Annotated in this window: 16 protein-coding genes; 11 read left to right on the top strand and 5 right to left on the bottom strand. The window is 72.1% G+C overall.

Features of this window, described 5'->3' with window-relative positions:
- The first annotated feature begins 55 nt into the window (after positions 1-55).
- The 7 genes from AB0G50_RS23190 (at position 56) to AB0G50_RS23160 (ending at position 7,850) form a co-directional block, all read left to right on the top strand.
- The gene (locus AB0G50_RS23190) at positions 56-1,285 is read left to right on the top strand and encodes an ROK family transcriptional regulator (protein ID WP_360112044.1); all 1,230 of its coding nucleotides are present in this window, start codon (positions 56-58) and stop codon (positions 1,283-1,285) included.
- Positions 1,286-1,299: 14 nt separating this feature from the next.
- Positions 1,300-2,625: an ABC transporter substrate-binding protein gene (locus AB0G50_RS23185; RefSeq protein ID WP_360112042.1), complete on the top strand. Its 1,326-nt coding sequence runs from the start codon at positions 1,300-1,302 to the stop codon at positions 2,623-2,625.
- Positions 2,626-3,615 (top strand): sugar ABC transporter permease, encoded by a 990-nt coding sequence (locus AB0G50_RS23180; protein ID WP_360112040.1) that lies wholly within the window; start codon positions 2,626-2,628, stop codon positions 3,613-3,615.
- Positions 3,612-4,463, top strand: coding sequence for a carbohydrate ABC transporter permease (locus tag AB0G50_RS23175; protein WP_360112038.1), 852 nt, complete (start codon positions 3,612-3,614; stop codon positions 4,461-4,463). The genes AB0G50_RS23180 and AB0G50_RS23175 overlap by 4 nt, the downstream gene beginning before the upstream one ends.
- Positions 4,460-5,734 (top strand): 6-phospho-beta-glucosidase, encoded by a 1,275-nt coding sequence (locus AB0G50_RS23170; protein WP_360112036.1) that lies wholly within the window; start codon positions 4,460-4,462, stop codon positions 5,732-5,734. Before AB0G50_RS23175 ends, AB0G50_RS23170 begins: the two co-directional genes overlap by 4 nt.
- A 5-nt stretch (positions 5,735-5,739) precedes the next feature.
- Positions 5,740-6,735, top strand: coding sequence for a BadF/BadG/BcrA/BcrD ATPase family protein (locus AB0G50_RS23165; RefSeq protein WP_360112117.1), 996 nt, complete (start codon positions 5,740-5,742; stop codon positions 6,733-6,735).
- Positions 6,736-7,037: 302 nt separating this feature from the next.
- Positions 7,038-7,850: an SGNH/GDSL hydrolase family protein gene (locus AB0G50_RS23160; protein WP_360112034.1), complete on the top strand. Its 813-nt coding sequence runs from the start codon at positions 7,038-7,040 to the stop codon at positions 7,848-7,850.
- 263 nt (positions 7,851-8,113) lie between these two features.
- Here the strand turns inward: AB0G50_RS23160 and AB0G50_RS23155 are convergent, their stop codons facing one another.
- On the bottom strand, positions 8,114-10,900 hold the full coding sequence (locus tag AB0G50_RS23155) for a BTAD domain-containing putative transcriptional regulator (RefSeq protein ID WP_360112032.1): 2,787 nt from the start codon (positions 10,898-10,900) through the stop codon (positions 8,114-8,116).
- 189 nt (positions 10,901-11,089) lie between these two features.
- On the opposite strand from AB0G50_RS23155, the gene AB0G50_RS23150 reads away from it, so the two are divergent.
- The 3 genes from AB0G50_RS23150 (at position 11,090) to AB0G50_RS23140 (ending at position 14,614) form a co-directional block, all read left to right on the top strand.
- A complete protein-coding gene (locus tag AB0G50_RS23150; protein ID WP_360112030.1) occupies positions 11,090-12,130 on the top strand; it encodes an ADP-ribosylglycohydrolase family protein in 1,041 nt (346 codons plus the stop codon).
- Positions 12,131-12,539: 409 nt separating this feature from the next.
- Positions 12,540-13,241: a response regulator transcription factor gene (locus tag AB0G50_RS23145; RefSeq protein ID WP_360112028.1), complete on the top strand. Its 702-nt coding sequence runs from the start codon at positions 12,540-12,542 to the stop codon at positions 13,239-13,241.
- Positions 13,238-14,614, top strand: coding sequence for a HAMP domain-containing sensor histidine kinase (locus tag AB0G50_RS23140; protein ID WP_360112026.1), 1,377 nt, complete (start codon positions 13,238-13,240; stop codon positions 14,612-14,614). Before AB0G50_RS23145 ends, AB0G50_RS23140 begins: the two co-directional genes overlap by 4 nt.
- On the opposite strand, the gene mgrA is transcribed toward AB0G50_RS23140, so the two are convergent.
- A complete protein-coding gene (gene mgrA / locus AB0G50_RS23135; RefSeq protein ID WP_360112024.1) occupies positions 14,597-15,622 on the bottom strand; it encodes an L-glyceraldehyde 3-phosphate reductase in 1,026 nt (341 codons plus the stop codon). The two genes, AB0G50_RS23140 and mgrA, sit on opposite strands and share 18 nt — an antisense overlap.
- A 179-nt stretch (positions 15,623-15,801) precedes the next feature.
- Between mgrA and AB0G50_RS23130 the strand changes: the two genes are divergently transcribed.
- Positions 15,802-17,427 (top strand): vWA domain-containing protein, encoded by a 1,626-nt coding sequence (locus tag AB0G50_RS23130; protein WP_360112022.1) that lies wholly within the window; start codon positions 15,802-15,804, stop codon positions 17,425-17,427.
- 53 nt (positions 17,428-17,480) lie between these two features.
- Here AB0G50_RS23130 and AB0G50_RS23125 read toward each other — a convergent pair whose 3' ends face one another.
- From AB0G50_RS23125 to AB0G50_RS23115, 3 genes are all read right to left on the bottom strand, one after another.
- A complete protein-coding gene (locus AB0G50_RS23125; protein ID WP_360112020.1) occupies positions 17,481-18,599 on the bottom strand; it encodes a glycosyltransferase 87 family protein in 1,119 nt (372 codons plus the stop codon).
- A 212-nt stretch (positions 18,600-18,811) separates the two neighbouring features.
- Positions 18,812-19,831 carry a hypothetical protein gene (locus tag AB0G50_RS23120; protein ID WP_360112018.1) on the bottom strand — a complete coding sequence of 340 codons (1,020 nt, stop codon included), beginning with the start codon at positions 19,829-19,831 and terminating at the stop codon, positions 18,812-18,814.
- On the bottom strand, positions 19,828-20,652 hold the full coding sequence (locus tag AB0G50_RS23115) for an ABC transporter ATP-binding protein (protein ID WP_360112016.1): 825 nt from the start codon (positions 20,650-20,652) through the stop codon (positions 19,828-19,830). The genes AB0G50_RS23120 and AB0G50_RS23115 overlap by 4 nt, the downstream gene beginning before the upstream one ends.
- Positions 20,653-20,658: the final 6 nt, after the last annotated feature.

Here is a 20,658-nt window from a genome sequence, read left to right as displayed (position 1 = left end):
GCGCTCACTACCGTCCTCACGAAATCGTCTGGAAAGTTAACAGACAGGAGAGACGATGCGAGCCGGTAGCCCCCGACTGCTGCGCGAGATCAACGACCGCGCCGCCATCGAGGCGCTGCTCCGCAACGGCCCCCTGACCAGGGCGGAGCTGGAGGGGATCATCGGTCTCTCCAAGCCCGCGACGGCCCAGCTGCTGACCCGGCTGGAAACCGAGGGAACCGTGCTGCGCAACGGTCTGCGAGGAGGCGGACGCGGTCCGCGAGCGCAGTTGTGGACCGTCAACGGCGCACTCGCCCACGTCGCCGCGATCGACCTCACACCCGACCAGGTCGACGTGGCGATCGCCGACATCTCCGGCACCATCCTCACCGAGCACAGCGCGCCGATGCCCCGCACCGGTGTGCTGGAGCCGTTCCACGGCGCGGTCGCCAAGGCCGCGGGCCAGGTGGGGTTGAGCCCCGACGAGCTGCACCACGTGGTGGTCGGCAGCCCCGGCGCGGTCGACCCGGCCACCGGCAGGCTGTCCTACGCGCCGCACATGCCCGGCTGGGAGGGCTTCGACATCCCGGGCCGGCTGCACGAGCTGATCGGCGCGCCGGTCACCGTGGAGAACGACGTCAACCTGGTGGCGCTGGAGGAGATGATCGCCGGCCGCGCCACCGGGGTGCGCGACTTCGTGCTGCTGTGGCCCGCCGACGCGGTGGGCGCGGCGGTCGTGGTCAACGGGGTCCTGCTGCGCGGCCACACCGGCGGCGCGGGCGAGATCGACGCCATGCAGATCCCCGACCACGCGCACGCCGACACCGGCACCACCCGCGCCGGCGGTCGCTACGGCGACCTGCTCGACAACGCGGCCATCGTCCGGCTCGCCCGCGCGCACGGCGTCTCGGCGCGCACCGGTCAGGCGGCCGTGCGCAAGGCCCTCGGTGAAGGCCCCGCGGGCCGCGAGTTCCTGGTCGACCTGGCCAGGCGCGTCGCGACCGGCGTCGCCAACGTCGTGTCCGTGCTGGACCCGGAGTTGGTCCTGCTCGCAGGCGACATCGCCCAGGCAGGCGGCGCCACGCTCGCCGACCTGGTCGCGTCGGAGCTGCGTCGACTGGTGGTGCCCCGCACCCCGGTCCACTCGGCCATGGTGACCGGGAAGCCGGTGCGCTCGGGCGCACTGCACTCGGCTCTCTCGGTCGCCAGGGAACAGGTGTTCGGTCTGCCCGCCGCCACGACCGAACCCTTCCGCGGTCCGCGACACGAGTCGCGCACCGCACCAACGTCACCGTCCGCACGTTGATCGAAGGAGAGCACATGCGCAAGATCTCCCGCGCAGCGTTGCTTTGCGTTGCCGCAGCGGTCTCACTGACCGCCTGTTCGGCAGGCGCGGGCAAGAGCGACCAGTCCGGAACCGCGGCGGCACCAGGCAAGGACGACAAGTTCTCCTTGACGGTGTGGAGCAACTTCTCCGGCCGGGAGCAGGACGTCGTCACCAAGGCCTTGGAGAACTTCAAGAAGAAGTACCCCAACGCGGAGATCAAGCACGAGGGCAGCCAGGACGACGACAAGATCACCGCGGGCATCCGCAGCGGCAACCCGCCGGACGTCGCGCTGTCGTTCACGACCGACAACATCGGCCAGTTCTGCTCCAGCGGCTCGTTCCAGGACCTGAAGCCCTACATCGACCGCGACAAGGTCGACCTCGGCCAGATCCCCGACGCGGTGCGCTCCTACACCGAGTACAAGGGCAACCGGTGCGCGATGCCGGTGCTCAGCGACGTGTACGGGTTGTACTACAACAAGGACATCCTGGCCGCCGCGGGCATCACCGCGCCGCCCAAGACGACCGCCGAGCTGCTCGACTTCGCCAAGCGCACCACCAAGAAGGCCGCCGACGGCTCGATCGAGGTCGCGGGCTTCATCCCCTCCAGCACGTTCTACGAGAACCGGCCGCAGATGTGGGCACCGGTCTTCGGCGCCAAGTGGCAGACCGCGGACGGCAAGTCGTCGGTCTCCTCGCCGGAGTGGCAGGAGATGCTGAAGTTCCAGAAGGACCTCATCGACTTCTACGGCTACGACAACCTGGAGCGCTTCCGCTCGGGGCTTGGCCAGGAGTACTCCGCGGACAACGCGTTCCACCAGCAGAAGGTCGCCATGATGGTGGACGGCGAGTTCCGCACCGCGTTCCTCAAGGACCAGGCGCCGACCGTGAAGTACGGCACCGCGCCGTTCCCCACGAGCAAGCCGGACCTGTACGGCACGGGCTTCACCACCGGCACGATCGTCGGCGTCCCCAAGGGCGCCAAGAACACCGGCGCGGCGTGGGAGCTGGTCAAGTTCCTGTCGTTCGACACCGACACCATCGTGCAGCTGGCCAACGGCCTGAAGAACATCCCGCACACCAAGGCGGCGCTGGCCGACCCGAAGCTCGAGGTGGACGAGAACTTCAAGACGTTCATCGACATGGCGGGCAACGGCAAGCTCCAGGGCAACCCGGTGACCCCGATCGGCGACGCGCACATCAAGGCCGTCGGCGACTTCATCGCCACCTACCAGTCGGGCAAGGTCTCCGACCTGGCGGCCGGGCTGAAGGACGTCGACAAGCAGATCGACGACCAGATCGCCAAGAGCGGCAAGTAGATGACGGCCACGCTCGACGGCGTGGCACCCGGCCGGACCGCCCCCGCGAAGGGGCGGTCCCGCGCCCGTGCCCGCAACCGGCTGACCGTGCTGGCGTTCCTGGCGCCGGCCGGCCTCGGGTTCCTGCTGTTCTTCGGCTACCCGCTGGTCGCCACGGTCGTGTTCTCGTTCACCAAGTACGACCTGATCAACCCGCCCGAGTTCATCGGCGTCGAGAACTACACGTACATGTTCTCCGACAAGCTGTTCCGCACGTCGGTGTACAACACGCTGTGGCTCGTGGTGGTGCTGACGGGCGCCCGGGTGGTGTTCGCGCTCGGCGTGGCGTCGATCGTGGCCCGGCTCAAGTCCGGCGCGGGCCTGGTGCGGACGCTGTGCTACCTGCCGTCGCTCGCGCCGCCGGTGGCCGCGACCCTGGTGTTCTTCCTGGTGATGCGCCCCAGCGGTCCGGTGGACGGCTTCCTCGGCTGGTTCGGCGTCGACAGCCCGCTGTGGTTCTCCGACCCGGACTGGTCCAAGCCCGGCATCACCGCGGTGATGCTGTGGGTGTCCGGCGACCTGATGATCATCATCCTGGCCGCGATCCTGGACGTGCCGCAGGAGCAGTACGAGGCGGCCGAGCTCGACGGCGCCGGTCCGGTGCGGCGGTGGTGGCACATCACGCTGCCGTCCATCTCCCCGGTGCTGCTGTTCGGCGTGGTGAACTCGATCATCCTCGCGCTCCAGCTGTTCACCCAGGCCGTGGTGGCGGGCTCGGCGGCGAGCGGCTCGGCCGACGTCACGGGCAGCACCAGGATCCTGGGCTTCCCGGAGAACTCGACGCTGACCTTCCCGGTGTGGTTGTACACGCAGGGTTTCCGGTACTTCGACATGGGCTACGCGGCCGCGATGGCGACCGTGCTGTTCGTGATCTCGTTCATCGCGACGGCGTTCCTCGTGCAGCGCATGAGGAAGGGCTCGCACCAGGAGGAAGGGGGTCCCGGCGCGTGAGCACCGTGGCGGACAGACCCCGCGGCACCAGGGCGTGGCTGGACTGGGTCGCGGTGCACGCGCTCGGCCTGGCGCTGGGCCTGATGTTCGCGCTGCCCATCGTGTTCGTCTTCCTGACCGCGGTGATGTCGGACAGCCAGGCGTTCACCAAGGACCTGTGGCCCACCGAGTGGCACTGGGGCAACTTCGTCGAGGTGTTCGACAAGGCGCCGCTGCTGCGGTACCTGGGCAACAGCCTGCTGTACTCGCTGCTCGCGACCGCGGGCATGCTGCTGTCCTCGATACCGGCGGCCTACGCGCTGGCGAAGCTGCGCTGGCGCGGGCGCAACGTGGCGTTCCTGCTCGTGGTGGGCGCGATGATGCTGCCGCCGCAGGTGGTCGCGGTGCCGCTGTACGACACCTGGTCCTCGTTCGGCCTGACCGGCACGCTGTGGCCGTTGATCATCCCGTACTTCCTGTTCGACGCGTTCAGCATCTTCCTGCTGCGCCAGTTCATCCTGACCATCCCGCAGTCCTACGTGGACGCGGCCAGGGTGGACGGGTGCTCGGAGTTCCAGGCGCTGGTGCGGATCGTCGTGCCGATGGCGCGTCCGGGCATCGCGGCGACCGCGCTGTTCTGCTTCCTCTACACCTGGAACGACTACTTCGGCCCGCTGCTCTACACCGGCGAGCGGCCCGACGAGTGGACGCTGTCGCTCGCGCTGTCGTCGTTCAAGGGAATGCACCACGTGCAGTGGAACCTGGCGATGGCCGTGACGCTGCTGATCATGGTCCCCGCCGTGGTGCTGTTCGTCTTCGCCCAACGCTCGTTCGTCAAGGGCATCACCTTCACTGGAGTCAAGGGATGAAGCTCACCGTTGTCGGAGGCGGGTCCACCTACACGCCCGAACTCATCGACGGCATCGCGGGCAGGCGCACCAGCCTCGCGGTCGACGAGATCGTGCTGGTCGACCCGGACGAGAACCGCCTGGCGACCGTCGGGGCGTTCTCGCAGCGGTTGCTCGCGCACGCCGGGCACCCGGCGAAGATCACCACCACGTCCGACCTGGAGCGCGGCGTCGACGGCGCGTCGGCCGTGCTGCTGCAACTGCGGGTCGGCGGCCAGGCCGCGCGCGCGTCGGACGAGACGTTCCCGCTGGTCTGCGACTGCGTCGGGCAGGAGACGACCGGCGCGGGCGGGTTGGCCAAGGCGCTGCGCACGGTGCCGGTGGTGCTGGACATCGCCGAGCGGGTGCGCCGGATCGCGGGCGACGACACGTGGATCGTCGACTTCACCAACCCGGTCGGCATCGTGACGCGGGCGCTGCTCGAGGCCGGGCACCGCGCCGTCGGGCTGTGCAACGTCGCGATCACCTTCCAGCGCTGGACCTCCGCGCTGCTGGGCGTCGACCCGTCGGCGGTGCGGCTGCGGCACGTGGGCCTCAACCACCTCAGCTGGGAGACCGGCGTGTTCGTGGACGGCGTCGACCGGCTGCCGGAACTCGTGGAGCGGCACGGCGACGCGCTCGGCGCGCACATCGGGCTGCCCGCCGACCTGATGCGCAGACTCGGCATGGTCCCGTCGTACTACCTGAAGTACTTCTACGACCACGACGACGTCGTGGCCCACCAGAAGACCGCACCGCCCCGGGCCGAGGTCGTCGCGGCGGTGGAGAAGGAACTGCTCGACGTCTACGGCGACGTCGACGTCGTCACCAAGCCGGAGCAGCTGTCCCAGCGCGGCGGCGCGTACTACTCCGAGGCGGCGGTGCAGCTCGTGCACGCGCTCACCGGCGGTCAGGGCGCCGAGCAGCACGTGGTGAACGTGCGCAACAACGGTTCCCTGCCGTTCCTGCCCGACGACGCGGTGGTGGAGCTGCCCGCCGAGGTGACCACCGCCGGCGCGGTCGCGCTGCCGGTCGAGCCCGTGCCGCCGACGATCTCCGGCCTGATCTCGCACGTCACGGCGTACGAGTACCTGGCGCTGGACGCGGCGGTGCGCGGCGGTCGGGACCGGGTGGCGGACGCGCTGCTCGCGCACCCGCTGGTCGGGCAGCACGCGATCGCGGACCGGCTGGCCGACGAGCTGGTGGCCCGCAACGCGGACTTCCTGCCGTGGGCGAAGGGTCGTGGCGCTTGAGCGGCATGACGGACCGGGTCCTCGCCATCGACGGCGGGAACAGCAAAACCGCCGTGGCGCTGGTGGACGTGCAGGGACGGGTGCTCGCGCAGGTGCGCGGTCCCGGCGCGTCGCCGCAGAACGTCGGCCTTCCGCGCAGCCTGGAGGTGTTCGAGGGCCTGGCCCGCGACGTCGCGCGGCGGGCGGGCCTGCGCCGCGACGAGCGGATCGCCACGCACACCGCCGCCTACCTCGCGGGCGCGGACCTGCCGCAGGAGGAGGAGGACCTGCGGGCCGCGATCGCCGGTCTCGGCTGGTCGGAGACCACGGTCGTCGGCAACGACACGTTCGCGCTGCTGCGCGCGGGCACGGCGGACGGCATCGGGGTGGCGGTCGTGTGCGGCGCGGGGATCAACTGCGTGGCCGTGGCGCCGGACGGCCGCACGCACCGGTTCCCCGCGCTGGGCCGGATCTCGGGCGACTGGGGCGGTGGCGGGCACATCGGGTCGGAGGCGCTGTGGCTGGCCGTCCGGGCCGAGGACGGTCGCGGCGCGCCGACCGGGCTGCTGCCCGCGCTGATCGCGCACTACGGCACGCCGACGCTGGCCGAGGCGGTGGAGCGGCTGCACTTCGGCGACGTCGAGTTCGACCCGCACCCGCTGTGCCCCGTGCTGTTCGCGGTGGCGGCGTCGGGTGACGCGGTGGCGAAGGCGGTGGTGGACCGGATGGTCGAGGAGGTCGTGCTGCTGGCCTCGGTGTCGTTGCGGCGGCTCGCGCTGCTGGACGAGCCGGTGGACGTCGTGCTCGGCGGCGGCGTGCTGACCGGTTCGGCCGGCGTCGTGGTGGACGCGGTGACCCGGGGGCTCGCCGAGGTCGCGCCGCTGGCCGCGGTGCGGGTGGTGGACGTGCCGCCGGTGGTGGGCGCGGCGCTGCTCGGCCTGGACGCGCTGGGCGCCGAGCCCGGCGCCGAACTGCGCCTGCGCACCGCGTACGAACCGCTGGAGGCGCCGACCGGCTCCTGAGCGGACCCCGGTCACTCCGGGTGATCGATCCGGCCGCGCGATCGGACCGCGCGCGGCCCTGCGATCGGCCGACGACCCCCGTCCGCCGGCTCGTCGGCGGCGGCCGCACCGGCGGACGGGTGCGACCCCCGGTGGTGCCACGCGCCCGGCACCACCGGGGGTCTACGTTTGTGATGTCCCGCACTGGAAAGTGGCGCTTACCGCTACGAATCACCCATTGAGGACAGGACTGACCACCACCGAGTGACGTGCCGGTAACGCCGTCCCGTCAACCTGGTGGCGCGGAGTCGACCCGGAGAGGCATGCTGTTCAGCGCGGTTTCACGGGGGTGGCGACCGAGGGGAGCAGAGACTGTGGACAGCTTCGTCGCGGTGGGTGACAGCTTCACCGAGGGTTTGGACGACCCGGCGCCGGACGGCCGGTACGTGGGGTGGGCGGACCGGCTCGCCGCGATGATCTCCCAGCGCCACCGCGGTTTCCGGTACGCGAACCTGGCCATCCGGGGCAAGATGCTCCAGGAGATCATCGACGAGCAGATCCCGCTGGCCGTGTCGCTGAAGCCGAAGCTCGTGACGTTCTGCGGCGGCGGCAACGACCTGCTCGTGCCCGGTTCCGACGCCGACGCGACGGCCGAGGTCTACGAGATCGCGGTGGCCGAGCTGCGGGCGGCGGGCGCGGAGGTCGTCATCTTCACCGGTTTCGACCCCAAGCACACGCCGATCCTGCGCTCGCTGCGCGGCAAGATCGCCATCTACAACAGCCACCTGTGGTCGGTCGCCGAGCGCTACCACTGCAAGGTCGTGGACCTGTGGTCGATGCCGGTGCTGCACGACCGCCGGGCCTGGAGCGAGGACCGCCTGCACCTGTCCAGCGAGGGCCACCAGCGGGTGGCCCTGCGCGCGGCGGAGGTCCTGGGCGTGCCGACCCGCGAGCGCTGGGACACCCCGTGGCCCCCGACCGTGGACGAGGACTGGATGACCCAGCGCCGCCACGACCTGAAGTGGGCCCGCGAGCACGTGATGCCGTGGATCGCCCGAACCCTGCGCGGCGAGTCCATGGGCGACGGACTGGCGCCCAAGCGCCCCGAACTGCTCCCCGTGTGCGGCAACGACTGATCCGCGCGAACCGGGACCCCGGCGCCTCGCGACAGTGTTCGACACCCCGCGGGGCGGTGGGAGGACGTGCCGCCCGGGACAGCCTCAGCCGGCCCGGAACGCGGAAAGTGACCGGACCGGCCGGCACTCTCCCCCGAATGCCGGCCGGCCGGTCGGGTGGTATTCCCCCCTGGCTCTCCCCTCCAAGTACCACCCGGGTGCGCCGATCTTGATCAGCGCAAGGACAACTTCCCACGAAATGCGGTCCCGCTGCTAAACAGCCGCTAAACCTCGGAGGTCAACGCTTCAAGAGCCGTTCGGACCAACATCGCGCGCGGCGAGCCGAGGCGTTCGAACAGGCGAAGCGATTCGGCCAGTTCCGCTTGCGCCGCAACGGTTTCCCCGCGTTGTGCGAGCACCGAACCGAGCACCTGGCGACCGAACGCCTCCTCGAACTGCATCGAGCCGCCGCGCGCCAGTTCGACACCCTGTCGGGCGTGGTCCTCCGCCTCGGCGGTCAACCCCAGCTCCGCGTACAGCTCCGCCAGGTTGTCCACGGCCAACGCGTAGGCGCGCTCGTCGCCGTTGCGGTGGTGCACCTCCATCGCCTGGAACTGGTGGCGCACCGCCGCTTCCAGGTGCCCGAGCCGCTGCTCCACCTGCGCCAGGTTGTTCAGCACGGTCGCCTCGCCGAGCGCGTCGCCCTCGCGGCGCGCGATCTCGACGGCCTCCCGGTGGTACCGCAACGCCTCCGCGTCCCGCTCCTCCGCCGACAGCGCGCTCGCCACCTGGTCCAACGTCATGACCAGGTAACGGGAATCGCCGAGCGACACCGCGATCTCGTGCGCCAGCAAGGCATCCGGCAGCGTGCCGCGCACGGTGCCGAGCCGGCGGTTCATGGCGTGCATCGCGTGCAGCACCAGCATCTCCCCGCGCCGGTCGCCGCTGACCCGCGCCGACACCAGCCCGAACTCGGCGATCGCGTGCCACTCCCGGCCGACCAGCCTGGTCACGCAATAGGTGTAGACCAAACGGACCAGCTGCCACACCTCCCTGTGCAGCCCCGCTTCCGCGCCGGCGTGCACCAGGGCGATGAGGTTCGGCCACTCCTTGTCGAACCACGACAACGCCTGCGCCGCGGTCGCCGGCCGCGCCGACCCGTTCTCGAAGGCGAAGTCCAACCCGTCCGACGCGGGCCGCACCAGCCGCCGCGCGTGGTCGCACGCCGCCAGGTAGTGGTCGACGAGCCGGCGCAGGTCGGGCCGCCCGTCGCCGAGGACCTCCCGCGCGTACAACCGGACCAGGTCGTGCAGCACGTACCCGCCGCGCCACTGCTCGACCACCAGGTGCGCGTCGGCGAGGTCGGCCAGCCGGCCCGCCGCGGTGCCCAGGTCCACCCGGCACACGGCGGCCACCGCGTGCGGCGACACCCACCTGCCGGGCACCAGCCCGGCGGCCCGGAACGTCTCGGCCAGCTCCGGCGGCAGGTTCCGGTAGGACACCGCGAGCGCGCGGCCGACGCCGACGCCGGTGTCCGGCAGGTCGAGCGCGCGCAGTCGCAGGTCGTCCCGGGACAGCTGGGCCACCAGCGCCTCGACCGTCCACTCCGGACTGGACACCAGCTTCGCGGCCGCGATCCGCAGCGCCAGCGGCAGGTTCCCGCACAGCTCCACGAGCATCCGCGCGGCCACCGGCTCCTGCTCGGACACCGGCTTGCCGACGACCTGGTCCACCAGCCGCACGGACTCGTCCTCGTGCAGCGTGTCCAGCGTCAGCAACCGCGCGCCGTTGGACACCACGAGCGACTCCATCCGCCGCCGCGACGTCACCAGCACCACCGAACCCGCGCCCGGCGGCAGCAGCATCCGCACGTGCTCGGGCTCCCACGCGTCGTCCAGCACGACCAGCACCCGCCGCTTGGCGAGCACGGACCGGTAGAGCCCCACGCGGTCGTCCACCTCGCGCGGCACGCCGTCCGCCGGCACCCCCAGCGCCAGCAGGAAGCGCGACAACACCTCGGAGGGCTCCACCGGGTCCCGGTCGGGCGAGAACCCGTTCAGGGCGGCGAACAGCAGCCCGTCCGGGAACTGCTCGGCCCGCCGGTGCCCCCAGGTCACCGCGAGTTCGCTCTTGCCGATGCCCGGCGCGCCGCTGAGCACCGCGATGGTCGTGGCGTTGGGGTCGCGCGAGTCGCACAACCGGTCGAGCCACGCCAACTCCTCGTCCCGGCCGATGAACCCGGTGGCCGCGGCGGGCAGCAGCGCCGGCACGACCACGCCCGCGCGCGGCGGCACGAGCGCGACCGGCTCCTGCGCCGAGGACAGCGCCGGGTCGTCGCGCAGCACCTGCTCGTGCAGCAGCCGCAGCTCCGGACCGGGGTCGATGCCGAGCTCGTCCACCACGCGGCGGTGGAACCGCTGGTAGGCCTCCAGCGCGTCGGCCCGCTGCCCGGACCGGTACAGCGCGCGCAGGCTGTGCGCGACCAGCCGTTCCCGGAACGGGTACTCGCCGACCAGCTGCCTGAGCTCGCCCACGAGTTCCAGGTGGCGCCCCAGTTCCAGCTCGGCCTCGATCCGCTCCTCCACTGCGGCAAGCCGAAGCTCCTCCAGGTCGGTGGTGATCGGCTCGCCCGGCACGTCCGCCAGCACCTGCCCGCGCCACAGCCCCAGCGACTCGCGCAGCAACTGCGCCCGGATCGGCGCCGGCTTGCCCCGCGCCGAGGACACCAACTGGCGCGCCCGGTGGAAGTCCAGCCGCCACGGGTCCACCGCGAGCTGGTAACCGGGCGGGGTGGTCAGGATCCGGGCCGAGCCCGCCGGGTCGGCCTGCTCCAGCATCCGCCGCAGCCGCGACACGTAGCCGTGCACGATGGTCCGCGCGGTCGCGGGCGGGTCGTCGGCCCACAGGCAGTCGACGATCTCGTCGATCGGCACGACCCGGTTGGCCTCCAGCACGAGCATGGCGAGCAGACCGCGCATCCCCTTGCGACCGATGACGAGTTGCCGTCCGTCCGCGAGCACCTGCAACGGACCGAGCACGCCGAACTCCAGGCCGCTCCTGCTCTCAGCCATGCCCCTCCCCCGCCGTCCTGCGTCTTGCCCCGGTCACTGGATCAGGTACTGCCGGTAGACCGGTGGATACCTGTGGGTAGTTGTTGTTTCGTCAAACAGACGTGCTCCCATGACCGGACGACCTTGCGACGGCTAGGGTTTTGACCCCGGAGGGTCCCAGCCGGGTACTGGGCGAGTGCAGGAGGGCAAGTGCCGCGCGAGCCGATGAGCGTGGTCGACCGTGGCGCCGCCTGCCTGCTCGGCGGCGCGCTGGGCGATGCCCTTGGCGCACCCGTCCAGTACCTGGGGTGGACGGACATCCAACGAGACCACGGCCCGGAGGGTGTGCTCGAACCGCCGCGACCGGCCCTGGTGACCGACGACACGCAGCTGACCCTGTTCACCGCGGACGGCTACCTGCGCGCCTGGGTGCGCGGTCGCACCACCGGCGAGTGGGAGCCGGTCGAGACGGTGTGGCACAGCTACCGGCGCTGGCTCGTGACCCAGCAGGTCGCCGCGCCCGAACTCGGCGCGCTGGGCCTGCTCGGCGACGAGCGGCTCTACTCGAGCCGCTCGCCCGGTCTGACCTGCCTGCGCGCCCTGGCCTCGGACGTCGCGCCCACGCCGGAGGAGCCGCACAACGAGTCCTCCGGCTGCAACGGCGTCACCCGCACCGCGCCCGCCGGTTTCGCGCCGAGCGCGGAGATCGCCTACGACCTCGGGTGCCGGTTCGCCGCGCTGACCCACGGCGGCACCGGCGGCTGGGTGGCGGGCGGCGCGTTCGCGCTGCTGATCCACCTCGTCGCGGTGCGCGGCCGGCCGTTCCGCGAGGCGGTGGACCAGGTGATCGGGCGCGTGCTGCGGGACGACCCGTACACCGCGAACACCCTCAACCGGGCCGTCGTGTTCGCCGAGGAGCACCACCAGCTGGGCTTCGACTCGGTGCGGGTCGACCGGCTCGGCAGCGGCTGGACCGGGCCGGAGGCGCTCGCGATCGCGGTGCACACGGTGCTGGTCTACCCCCGGCGCGCGGAGTTCGTGGACGCGTTGCGCGCCGCGGCGAACCACTCGGGCGGCAGCGACGCGACGGCCGCGCTCACCGGCAACATCCTGGGCGCGCTGCACGGCACGGCCGGACTGCCCCGCGACTGGATGGCGACCCTGGAACTGGCGGACGTGCTGACCCGGCTGGGCATGGACCTCGGCCGGTCCGCGGTGGGTCTGGAGTTCGACGAGCACCGCTACGCGTGAAGACGGCCTCGGCCGCACGTTCCCGAATGCGTGCGACCGAGGCCGCCTCTCCACGTGATCACCGCCGGGGCACGCCCCGAGCGCGAAACCCGGCTGACCTGCGTGGAGCGGGGTTACCCGTGGCGAAGACCCTAACAGAGCGCTGCGGCCCGGTGACAGGGGGGTCACGTCCTTCGTGCTGCGAAAGGTCCGGCCCGTCGACCCGCCCGCCGGACCCGCGCGACCGCGAAAACCCGACCACAGCACCGTTTCCGCGCGAACCGGAGCCGCCGCGCGTCCGAAGTCGACCGACCACACCCGACGGATGTGACCGATCCCACTCGACGGGCTGTCGGAAAGCTGTCGGGTTCCTGTCGATCGGCGCCCCGGACCCGCACGACCTCGGCGCGGCGCCGGGCCGTACCGCACCATGAGGACCGTGGAGAACCCGGTCCGACTGCTCGTCGTGGACGACGAGCCGCACATCGCCGACCTCGTCGCGACGGTCGCGCGCTACGAGGGGTGGCGCGCGGTGACGGCGGCCAGCGGCACGGCCGCGCTGGAGACCGCGGCGGAGTTCCGACCGGACATCGTGGTGCTGGACCTGATGCTGCCGGACGTGGACGGGTTCACCGTGCTCGACCGGCTGCGCGGCGCCGGCGCGATGGTGCCGGTGGTGTTCCTGACCGCGCGCGACGGGACCGCGGACCGGGTGGCCGGGTTGACCAGGGGCGGCGACGACTACCTGGTGAAGCCGTTCTCGGTGGAGGAGTTGATGGCGCGGCTGCGCGCGGTGCTGCGGCGCACCACCGGCGGCGCGCCGCGGCGGTCCGTGCTGAAGGTGTCGGATCTCGCGCTGGACGAGGACACCCGCGAGGTGCGCCGGGCCGGTCGGCTCGCGACGCTCACGCCCACCGAGTACGAGCTGCTGCGGTACCTGATGCGCCGCTCGCCCGCCGTGCTGACCAAGGCGCAGATCCTGGACCACGTGTGGGAGTACGACTTCGGCGGGCGGTCCAACGTGGTCGAACTGGTCGTGTCGCACCTGCGGCGCAAGCTCGACGACGGGCACGAGCCGTTGATCCACACCGTCCGCGGCGTCGGCTACGCGCTGCGCCGGGCCTCCACGTGAGACTCGGCACCCGGCTCGCGCTCGGCCTCGGCGTGCTGGCGCTGGTGGTCTTCGCGGTCGTCGGCACGGTCCTGACCACGTCCATGCGGGAGTACCTGGCGCACAAGCTGGACGAGCAGATGCGCACCACCCAGGTCGAGCTGGAGAAGGACGTCGCGGGCGGCACGCTGCGGCGCTCGGCGTACGGCTGGTTCGCCGCGGTGTACGACGTGCGCGACGGCGTGGCGACCCCGCGCGCGGGCGGCGACCTGCCGCAGGACGAGGACGAGCTGGCCTCGGTCGCGCTGCTGGTGACCGGAACGGACGCGGTGTTCCGCACCGCCGACCTCGCGGGCGACGGCACGTACCGGGTGCGCGGCTGCCCGCTCGGCGACGGCGCGGTGCTGGTCAGCGCGGCCCCGATGGACGACATCGACACCACGGTCCGGCAGCTGGCGCTGGTCGAGGGGGTGGCGTTCCTGCTGGCGCTGATCGCGCTGGTGGTGCTCGGCCGGGCGCTGCTGCGGCGCGGGCTGCGGCCGTTGAGCGACATGGCGCGCACCGCGCACGACATCACCTCGCACGACCTCAGCTCGCACCTGCCGCTGCGCGCCGAGGGCCGCAACGCGGGGGTGGAGGTCGAGGAGCTGCGGACCGCGTTCAACACCATGCTCGACCACATCGACTCGTCGCTGGCCGCCCGCACGGTCGCCGAGCAGCGGCTGCGCCGGTTCGTCGCGGACGCCTCGCACGAGCTGCGCACCCCGCTGACCTCGATCCGCGGGTACGCCGACCTGTTCCGCTACGCGGCGGCGAACGAGCCGGCGGAACGCGAGGCGCACCTGGAGAAGCTGCGCTCGGAGGCGGCCCGGATGAGCGTGCTGCTGGACGACCTGCTGCTGCTCGCCCGATTGGACGCGGCCGAGGCCGAGACGCCGTTGCGGCCGGTGCGCGGCGACCTCGTCGCGCTGGTCCGGGAGGCGGCGGACGCGTTCGAGGCGGCCCGCCCGACCCACCCGCTGACCGTGACCGCGCCGGAGGCGCTGCTCCTGTCGTTCGACCCGCTGCGGCTGCGCCAGGTGCTCGACAACCTGCTCGCCAACGCCGCCCTGCACACCCCGCCCGGCACGGCGGTGTCCGTGTCGGTGGCGGTCGAGGACGACGACGCGGTGCTGCGGGTGAGCGACTCCGGGCCGGGCGTGCCGTCGGCGGACCAGTCCCGGATCTTCGACCGCTTCCACCGGGTGGACGACTCCCGCACCCGCGACCGCGGCGGGAGCGGGCTCGGGCTGTCGGTCGCGCACTCGCTGGTCGCGGCGCACGGCGGCACGGTGGAGCTGGACAGCAGGCCCGGCTCCACCACGTTCACCATCCGGCTACCCCGCGTGGGATGAGGCCCACAGGTCGATGCCCGACTCGACCGCGTGCACGTCGATCGCGGCGATCTCGTCGTCGGTCAGCGGCGGACCGTCCAGCGCGGCCACGTTGTCCTCCAGCTGCCGCACGCTGCTCGCCCCGATCAGCGCCGACGTGACGCGCGGGTCGCGCAGGACCCAGGTCAGGGCCAGCTGCGCAAGCGTTTGCCCCCGACCGGAGGCGATCTCGTCCAGCGCGCGCACCCGCGCCAGGTTCTCCTCGCCGAGCAGGTCGGTCGACAGCGACTTGCCCTGGGAGGCGCGCGAGCCGTCCGGCACGCCCGCCAGGTACCGGTCGGTCAGCAGCCCCTGACCCAGCGGCGAGAACGCGATGCACCCCGCGCCGATCTCGCCCAGCGCGTCGAGCAGCTCGTCCTCGACCCACCGGTTGAGCATCGAGTAGGACGGCTGGTGGATCAGCAGCGGCACGCCCGCCGAGCGCAGCAGCTCGGCCGCCTCGCGGGTCCGGACCGCCGAGTAGGACGAGATGCCCACGTACAGCGCCTTGCCCTGGTGCACCGCGCTGACGAGCGCGCCGACCGTCTCCTCCAACGGGGTGTCCGGGTCGAACCGGTGCGAGTAGAAGATGTCCACGTAGTCCAGGCCCATCCGGGCCAGCGACTGGTCGAGCGACGCGAGCAGGTACTTGCGCGAGCCCCACTCGCCGTACGGTCCGGGCCACATGTCGTAGCCCGCCTTGGTGGAGATCACCAGCTCGTCCCGGAACGGCCGCAGGTCCTGCTCGAGCATCCGGCCGAAGTTGCGCTCGGCGGAGCCGTAGGGCGGGCCGTAGTTGTTCGCCAGGTCGAGGTGGGTGACGCCGAGGTCGAACGCCCGCCGCACGATCGCCCGACCGAGCTCGTAGGGCTTGTCGTCGCCGAAGTTGTGCCACAGACCGAGGGAGACCGCGGGCAGCCGCAGTCCGCTGCGCCCACAGCGCCGATAGGTCATCCGGTCGTATCGCGACTGGTCAGGCTGGTAGCTCATCTCACCACCCTGGCACGCGCGGCGGCCGATCGCCGGACAAAAACAGGCCCCGAAGTTGCTCTTCGCGGCATGTATTCGGTTCCGCGGCGAAACGCTCCGCCTGGTGTGAACGGACATCGCCGTCCGGTCGCCCGGGCCTCCCCTGCGCCCGGCAGTGCGAGCGAGAAGAGACATCCACGATGCATTCCTCCCGCCGGCGCGGCGCGCTGGTCGCCTTCGCCGTCGCGGCCCTGGCCGCGTCCACGTTCCAGGTCGGATCCGCCGTCGCGGCAGCCCCTGCCCCGGCCGCGCCGAGCAGATGCGGACCGCTCGACGTCGCGTTCGTGATCGACGACACCGGCAGCATGGGTGGCGCGATCACCAACCTGAAGTCGGGCATCAACACGATCATCAACGACGTCCAGGTGAACTCGGGGGGTGACTACCAGCTCGGCCTGATCACGTTCAAGGACAACGTCACCGTCAAGAACAACCTGGCGCCGGGCAACGCGGGCCCGGTCACCACCTCGGTCAACGCGCTGGCCGCGAGCGGCGGCGGCAACGAGCCCGAGGCGTCCGACGAGTCGGTCAACACCGCGGTCAACAGCCTGCCCGCGGCGAGTCGGCCGCAGGTCGGCAACTTCGGCGGCTGGCGCGCCACCGCGACGAAGTTCGTCGTGCTGGTCACCGACGCCCGCCCGGGCGGCTTCGACGACACCTACACGGCGGCGGACGCGGCCAACGCGGCGACCTACGCCAACAACGCGGTCACCAACGGCATCAAGATCTCCGCGGTGTACGTGCCGACGTCGACCACGTACAGCCCGCAGATCACGCCGGTGATGCAGAACTACGCCACCACGACCGGCGGCCAGTACACCCAGGCCGCGGCCAACGGCACCGGCGTGGCGACCGCGATCCAGGAGTTCCTGCGCAACTGCAAGCGCACCGACGTCTTCATCAAGGACACGGCGGGCGACAACGGCACCGAGCCGAGCACCAACCCGGTCCTGTGGGCGAGCCCGGACATCAAGGTCTGCCCGACCACCGCGGACTGCGGCGTCAACGGCATCACCCCGGCCGGCGGCCAGAACGTCTACATCCACGTGCGGCTGAACAACAACGGCCCGTACGGCAGCGGCCCGGGCACCGGCTCGGTGAAGCTGTACTTCGCCAACGCGAGCGGCTCGATCCCGTGGCAGTCGGCGTGGACCTACATCGGCCAGCAGACGCTGACCGTGCCCGCCGGCGTGACGGTGGCGAAGATCCCGTGGAACAACGTGCCCGGCCCCGGCCACTTCTGCCTGGTGGCGCGCTGGGTGTCGGCGACCGACCCGATGTCGGTGGCCGAGACGACGGACATCGGCCTGAACACGGCCAACAACAACAACATCGCGTGGCGCAACTACATCATCACGCACACCGTCCCGACCAAGCCGGTGAAGTCCTGGTTCACCCTGGGCAACGGCACCGGTCGCACGATCAAGGGCGATCTGGTCTTCCGCGGCGGCGAGAAGCCGTTGCAGGCCACCGGCGGGCGGCTCGTGGTCGACCTCGGGCCGAAGCTGTTCGACCTGTGGCGGCAGGGCGGCGCGCAGGCCGACGGCGTGAAGCAGGTGGGCGAGACCAGCGTGGAGATCGCCGACCCGAGGCAGTCGGCGCTGCACGGCCTGCTGATCAACCCGGACGACCAGTACCAGGTCGAGCTGACCTTCACGCCCGGCGCGCAGACCGAGCCCGGCGCGTACGTGACGACCGTCCAGCAGTACTCGGAGGGTCGTGACATCGGCGGCGTCGCCTACGAGGTGAACGTCGAGAAGGGCTGATCCACGAAGCGGCGGGGCGGGACCACCTGCACGTGGTCCCGCCCCGTCGCGGGTCACCCCCGCCTCCGCGCCGGGTCGGAGGTCCACCAGGCCAGGCCGAGCGCGAGCACGCCGAGCCACGTGTAGAGGTCCGCGAACGGGCCGCCGATCCACAGGAGTCCGCGCGGCAGCGGGAAGTCCGCCGCGCCGGGCAGCGGCCACGCGAGCAGCGGCACGACCACGAGCGCGACCTTCGGCCACAGCCGCACCAGCAGCGGCGCGCACCAGACCCAGTGGTGGTGCCAGGAGATCGGCGAGACGAGCAGCGCCGTCAGCGCGCACACGAGCACGCCGCCCAACTCGTCGCCGGCCCGGTGCAGCCGGAGCGCGACCCGCGTACCGACCACCACCACGAGCACCGCCGCCGGCAGCCACAGCACGTCCTCGCCCGCCCGGCCGAGGAACGCGTGCAGCGACTGGTTGCCGAGGTAGAACACGTCGCCGCCGATCCGCGACGACTTCAGGAACACCCCGCCCCAGTACTGCGCGGACTCGGTCGGCGCGACCGCGAAACCCACCGCGACGGTGGCCGCCGTCGTGCCCGCCGCGACCGCCGCCGCCCGGAACCGCCGCGTCACGAGCAGGTAGACGACGAAGAGCCCGGGTGTCAGCTTCACCGCCGCCGCGAGCCCGATCCCGACGCCCTGGAAGCGGCCGGGACGCGCGAAGTCCAGCAGCACCAACGCCATCAGCACGACGTTGACCTGGCCGTAGGTGAGGCTCGCCTGCACCGGTTCGAGCCACAGCCCCAGCGCCGCCGCGCCCGCCGCCACCGGCAGCGCCCGCCCGGTCAACCGCGCCGCGCACCACGCCGACACCCCGAGCGCGGCGAGCGTGAGCGCGGTCATCAGCAGCCGGGCGACGTCCATCGGCACGAGCGCGAAGCCCGCGAAGAGCAGCGCGCCGAACGGGGTGTTGGTGAACGGCTGGCCGTTGAACCTGGCCGTGTAGAGCGAAGTCCCGTCGAGCAGCGCCCGTCCGCCGAGCCGGTAGATCTCCAGGTCGTACAGGTACCAGCGTTCGCCGGGCCAGAGGACGGCCTGCGTGACGTAGAGGGCGAGGGACCCGACGACCGCGACCGCGGCCGACCGCACGGGCCGCGTCGGCGTCTTCAGGGCGGGGAGCAGCAGCATCAGCCTTACCTATTTCACTAGTTGCTTAGTGGAATGGGGACCTGCGAAAACCGCGCTCGACACGCGCCCGGGCAGAGCGGGGCACGGGTCGGCGGGCGGATCAGGGGGACGAGGTCGGAGAGGAAGTCAGGGGGAGATCGGCGCGGACCGCGCGGGCGGGCGGCGGGAACGGGCCTCCCGGGCGGCGATCGGCGGACGGGGCGCGGTGCGGGTCATCGGGGAACCGGTTGGCGGGACAGTGGTCCGCGGGACGGCGGTCGGTGGGAGATCGGCTGTCGGTAACGGTGGTGCAGCCACCGGAACGCGCCGAGCAGCAGCACCCCGGCCAGCGCCGCGAACAGCCCGGCCTCGACGCCCTGGAACAGCCAGAACCGGTCGGCCGGGTGCGCCAGCACCGCCCGCCCGACCAGACCCTGCTCGGCCAGGCACGACTCGAACCGGTTGCCCGCCCCCTGCGCGCACGCCCGCAGCGGACCGTCCACGACCGCCTGCTCCACGAACCCGCCGGACCGGTCGAGGAACCCGGTGAGCAGGGTCCACCGGCCGTCGGCGACGCCGTTGCCCAGCCGCTCCACGACCGGCGTCGCGTAGTGCGGTCGCACGTACCACCGCACCGCGTACAGCGCGCCGAGCCAGCCGACCAGGGTCACCGCCATCGCCGGCACCACGCGGCGGACCACCAGACCCACCACGACGCCCAGCACCACCGCGAACAGCGCGTAGGAGGCCATCACCAGCGGCTGGGCCTCGAACCTGCCGGTCTGCAACCGCTGCTGCGCCCCGATCAGGGCGCCGAGCCCGGAGGTCCACCACGCGTAGGTCGCGCCGAGCAGGGCCGCGAGGACCACCGCCGGCACCGCGACCACGCCGACCTTCGCGGCGAACCACCGGCGCGGGCTTACCGACTGGCTCAGCGCCAGCAGGTGCGTGTGCTGCTCCCACTCGCGCGACAGCGAGGGCGCGCCCGCGAACACCGCCGCCAGCGCGACGAACCCGAGCACGCCGAACCGCAGGCCGGCGGCCGTCTCCCGGATCGCGCTGCTCGCGTTCCACCCGTCCTCGGTGATCCCGCAGGACGAGGCCAGGCTCGCGAAGCAGGCCCGGAGCTCCTCGTCGCCGAACCTGCCGGGCATGGTGAACCGGTGGTGGACCATCACCGCGACCACCACCAGCGCGTACCCGCCGAGGGCGAGCAGGGCCAGGCGCTGCTGCCGCCAGGCGAACCAGATCACGCGGCCACCCCCGCGCGGCGCAGGTGGGCGACGACGACTTCGTCCAGGCTCGGCTCGGACACCAGCCCGGCGGGCAGGTCGAGCCCGGGGGTCACCCGCAGCATCGCGGTGACCTGCCGCTCGCCCTCGCGGGTTTCGACCACCCGGTGCGCCCCGAAGTCGGCGCCCAGCGGCGCGACGACGATCCGGTGGTCCGCCAACAGGGTCTCGACGTCGCACGCGAGCCGCACGGCGCCGTCGTCGAGCAGCAGCAGGTGGTCGCACACGCCCTCGAGCTCACCCATCACCGGCGACGAGAGCACCACGGTCATCCCGGTCTCGGCGACCGCGACCATGATGGCGCGCAACGTCTCCTGCCGGGCGACGGGGTCCATTTCGGACAGCGGCTCGTCCAGCAGCAGCACGTCCGGCCGGCGGGCGAGCGCGACGACCACCGCCAGCCTGGCCCGCTGACCGCCGGACAACCGGGTCACCCGGGCCTCGCGCGGCAGCCCCGCCTCCTCGACCAGCCGGTCGGCGCGGTCGGCGTCCCAGCCGGGGTTGGCGACCCGCCCGAACCGCAGCGTCTCGGCGACGGTGAACGAGCGGTAGAGCGGCTTCTCCTGCGCGACGAAACCCACCTCGCCGGTCACCTCGACCACGCCCGCGGCCGGCCGCAGCAGTCCCGCGAGCACCTTGAGCAGCGTGGACTTGCCCGCGCCGTTCGCGCCGACCAGCGCCGCGACCCGACCCGCCGCGAGCTCGAACGAGCAGTCCCGCGACGCCTCTCCCCGTCGACGGCGCAGGCCGAGCCCGCGCGCCAGCACGGCAACGCTCACCATGTCTCC

The sequence above is a fragment of the Actinosynnema sp. NPDC020468 genome, from assembly GCF_040642015.1.
GTDB lineage: Bacteria > Actinomycetota > Actinomycetes > Mycobacteriales > Pseudonocardiaceae > Actinosynnema.
Note: the sequence above shows the minus strand (reverse complement) of the source record. Positions and strands in the feature narration are given on the sequence as shown.

Bases quoted from the DNA above. Each gene is read 5' to 3' on its own strand.
- AB0G50_RS23190 (WP_360112044.1), top strand. From the start codon at position 56: ATGCGAGCCGGTAGCCCCCGACTGCTGCGCGAGATCAACGACCGCGCC.
- AB0G50_RS23185 (WP_360112042.1), top strand. From the start codon at position 1,300: ATGCGCAAGATCTCCCGCGCAGCGTTGCTTTGCGTTGCCGCAGCGGTC.
- AB0G50_RS23180 (WP_360112040.1), top strand. From the start codon at position 2,626: ATGACGGCCACGCTCGACGGCGTGGCACCCGGCCGGACCGCCCCCGCG.
- AB0G50_RS23170 (WP_360112036.1), top strand. From the start codon at position 4,460: ATGAAGCTCACCGTTGTCGGAGGCGGGTCCACCTACACGCCCGAACTC.
- AB0G50_RS23165 (WP_360112117.1), top strand. From the start codon at position 5,740: ATGACGGACCGGGTCCTCGCCATCGACGGCGGGAACAGCAAAACCGCC.
- AB0G50_RS23160 (WP_360112034.1), top strand. From the start codon at position 7,038: ATGCTGTTCAGCGCGGTTTCACGGGGGTGGCGACCGAGGGGAGCAGAG.
- AB0G50_RS23155 (WP_360112032.1), bottom strand. From the start codon at position 10,900: ATGGCTGAGAGCAGGAGCGGCCTGGAGTTCGGCGTGCTCGGTCCGTTG.
- AB0G50_RS23145 (WP_360112028.1), top strand. From the start codon at position 12,540: ATGAGGACCGTGGAGAACCCGGTCCGACTGCTCGTCGTGGACGACGAG.
- mgrA (WP_360112024.1), bottom strand. From the start codon at position 15,622: ATGAGCTACCAGCCTGACCAGTCGCGATACGACCGGATGACCTATCGG.
- AB0G50_RS23130 (WP_360112022.1), top strand. From the start codon at position 15,802: ATGCATTCCTCCCGCCGGCGCGGCGCGCTGGTCGCCTTCGCCGTCGCG.
- AB0G50_RS23125 (WP_360112020.1), bottom strand. From the start codon at position 18,599: ATGCTGCTGCTCCCCGCCCTGAAGACGCCGACGCGGCCCGTGCGGTCG.
- AB0G50_RS23115 (WP_360112016.1), bottom strand. From the start codon at position 20,652: ATGGTGAGCGTTGCCGTGCTGGCGCGCGGGCTCGGCCTGCGCCGTCGA.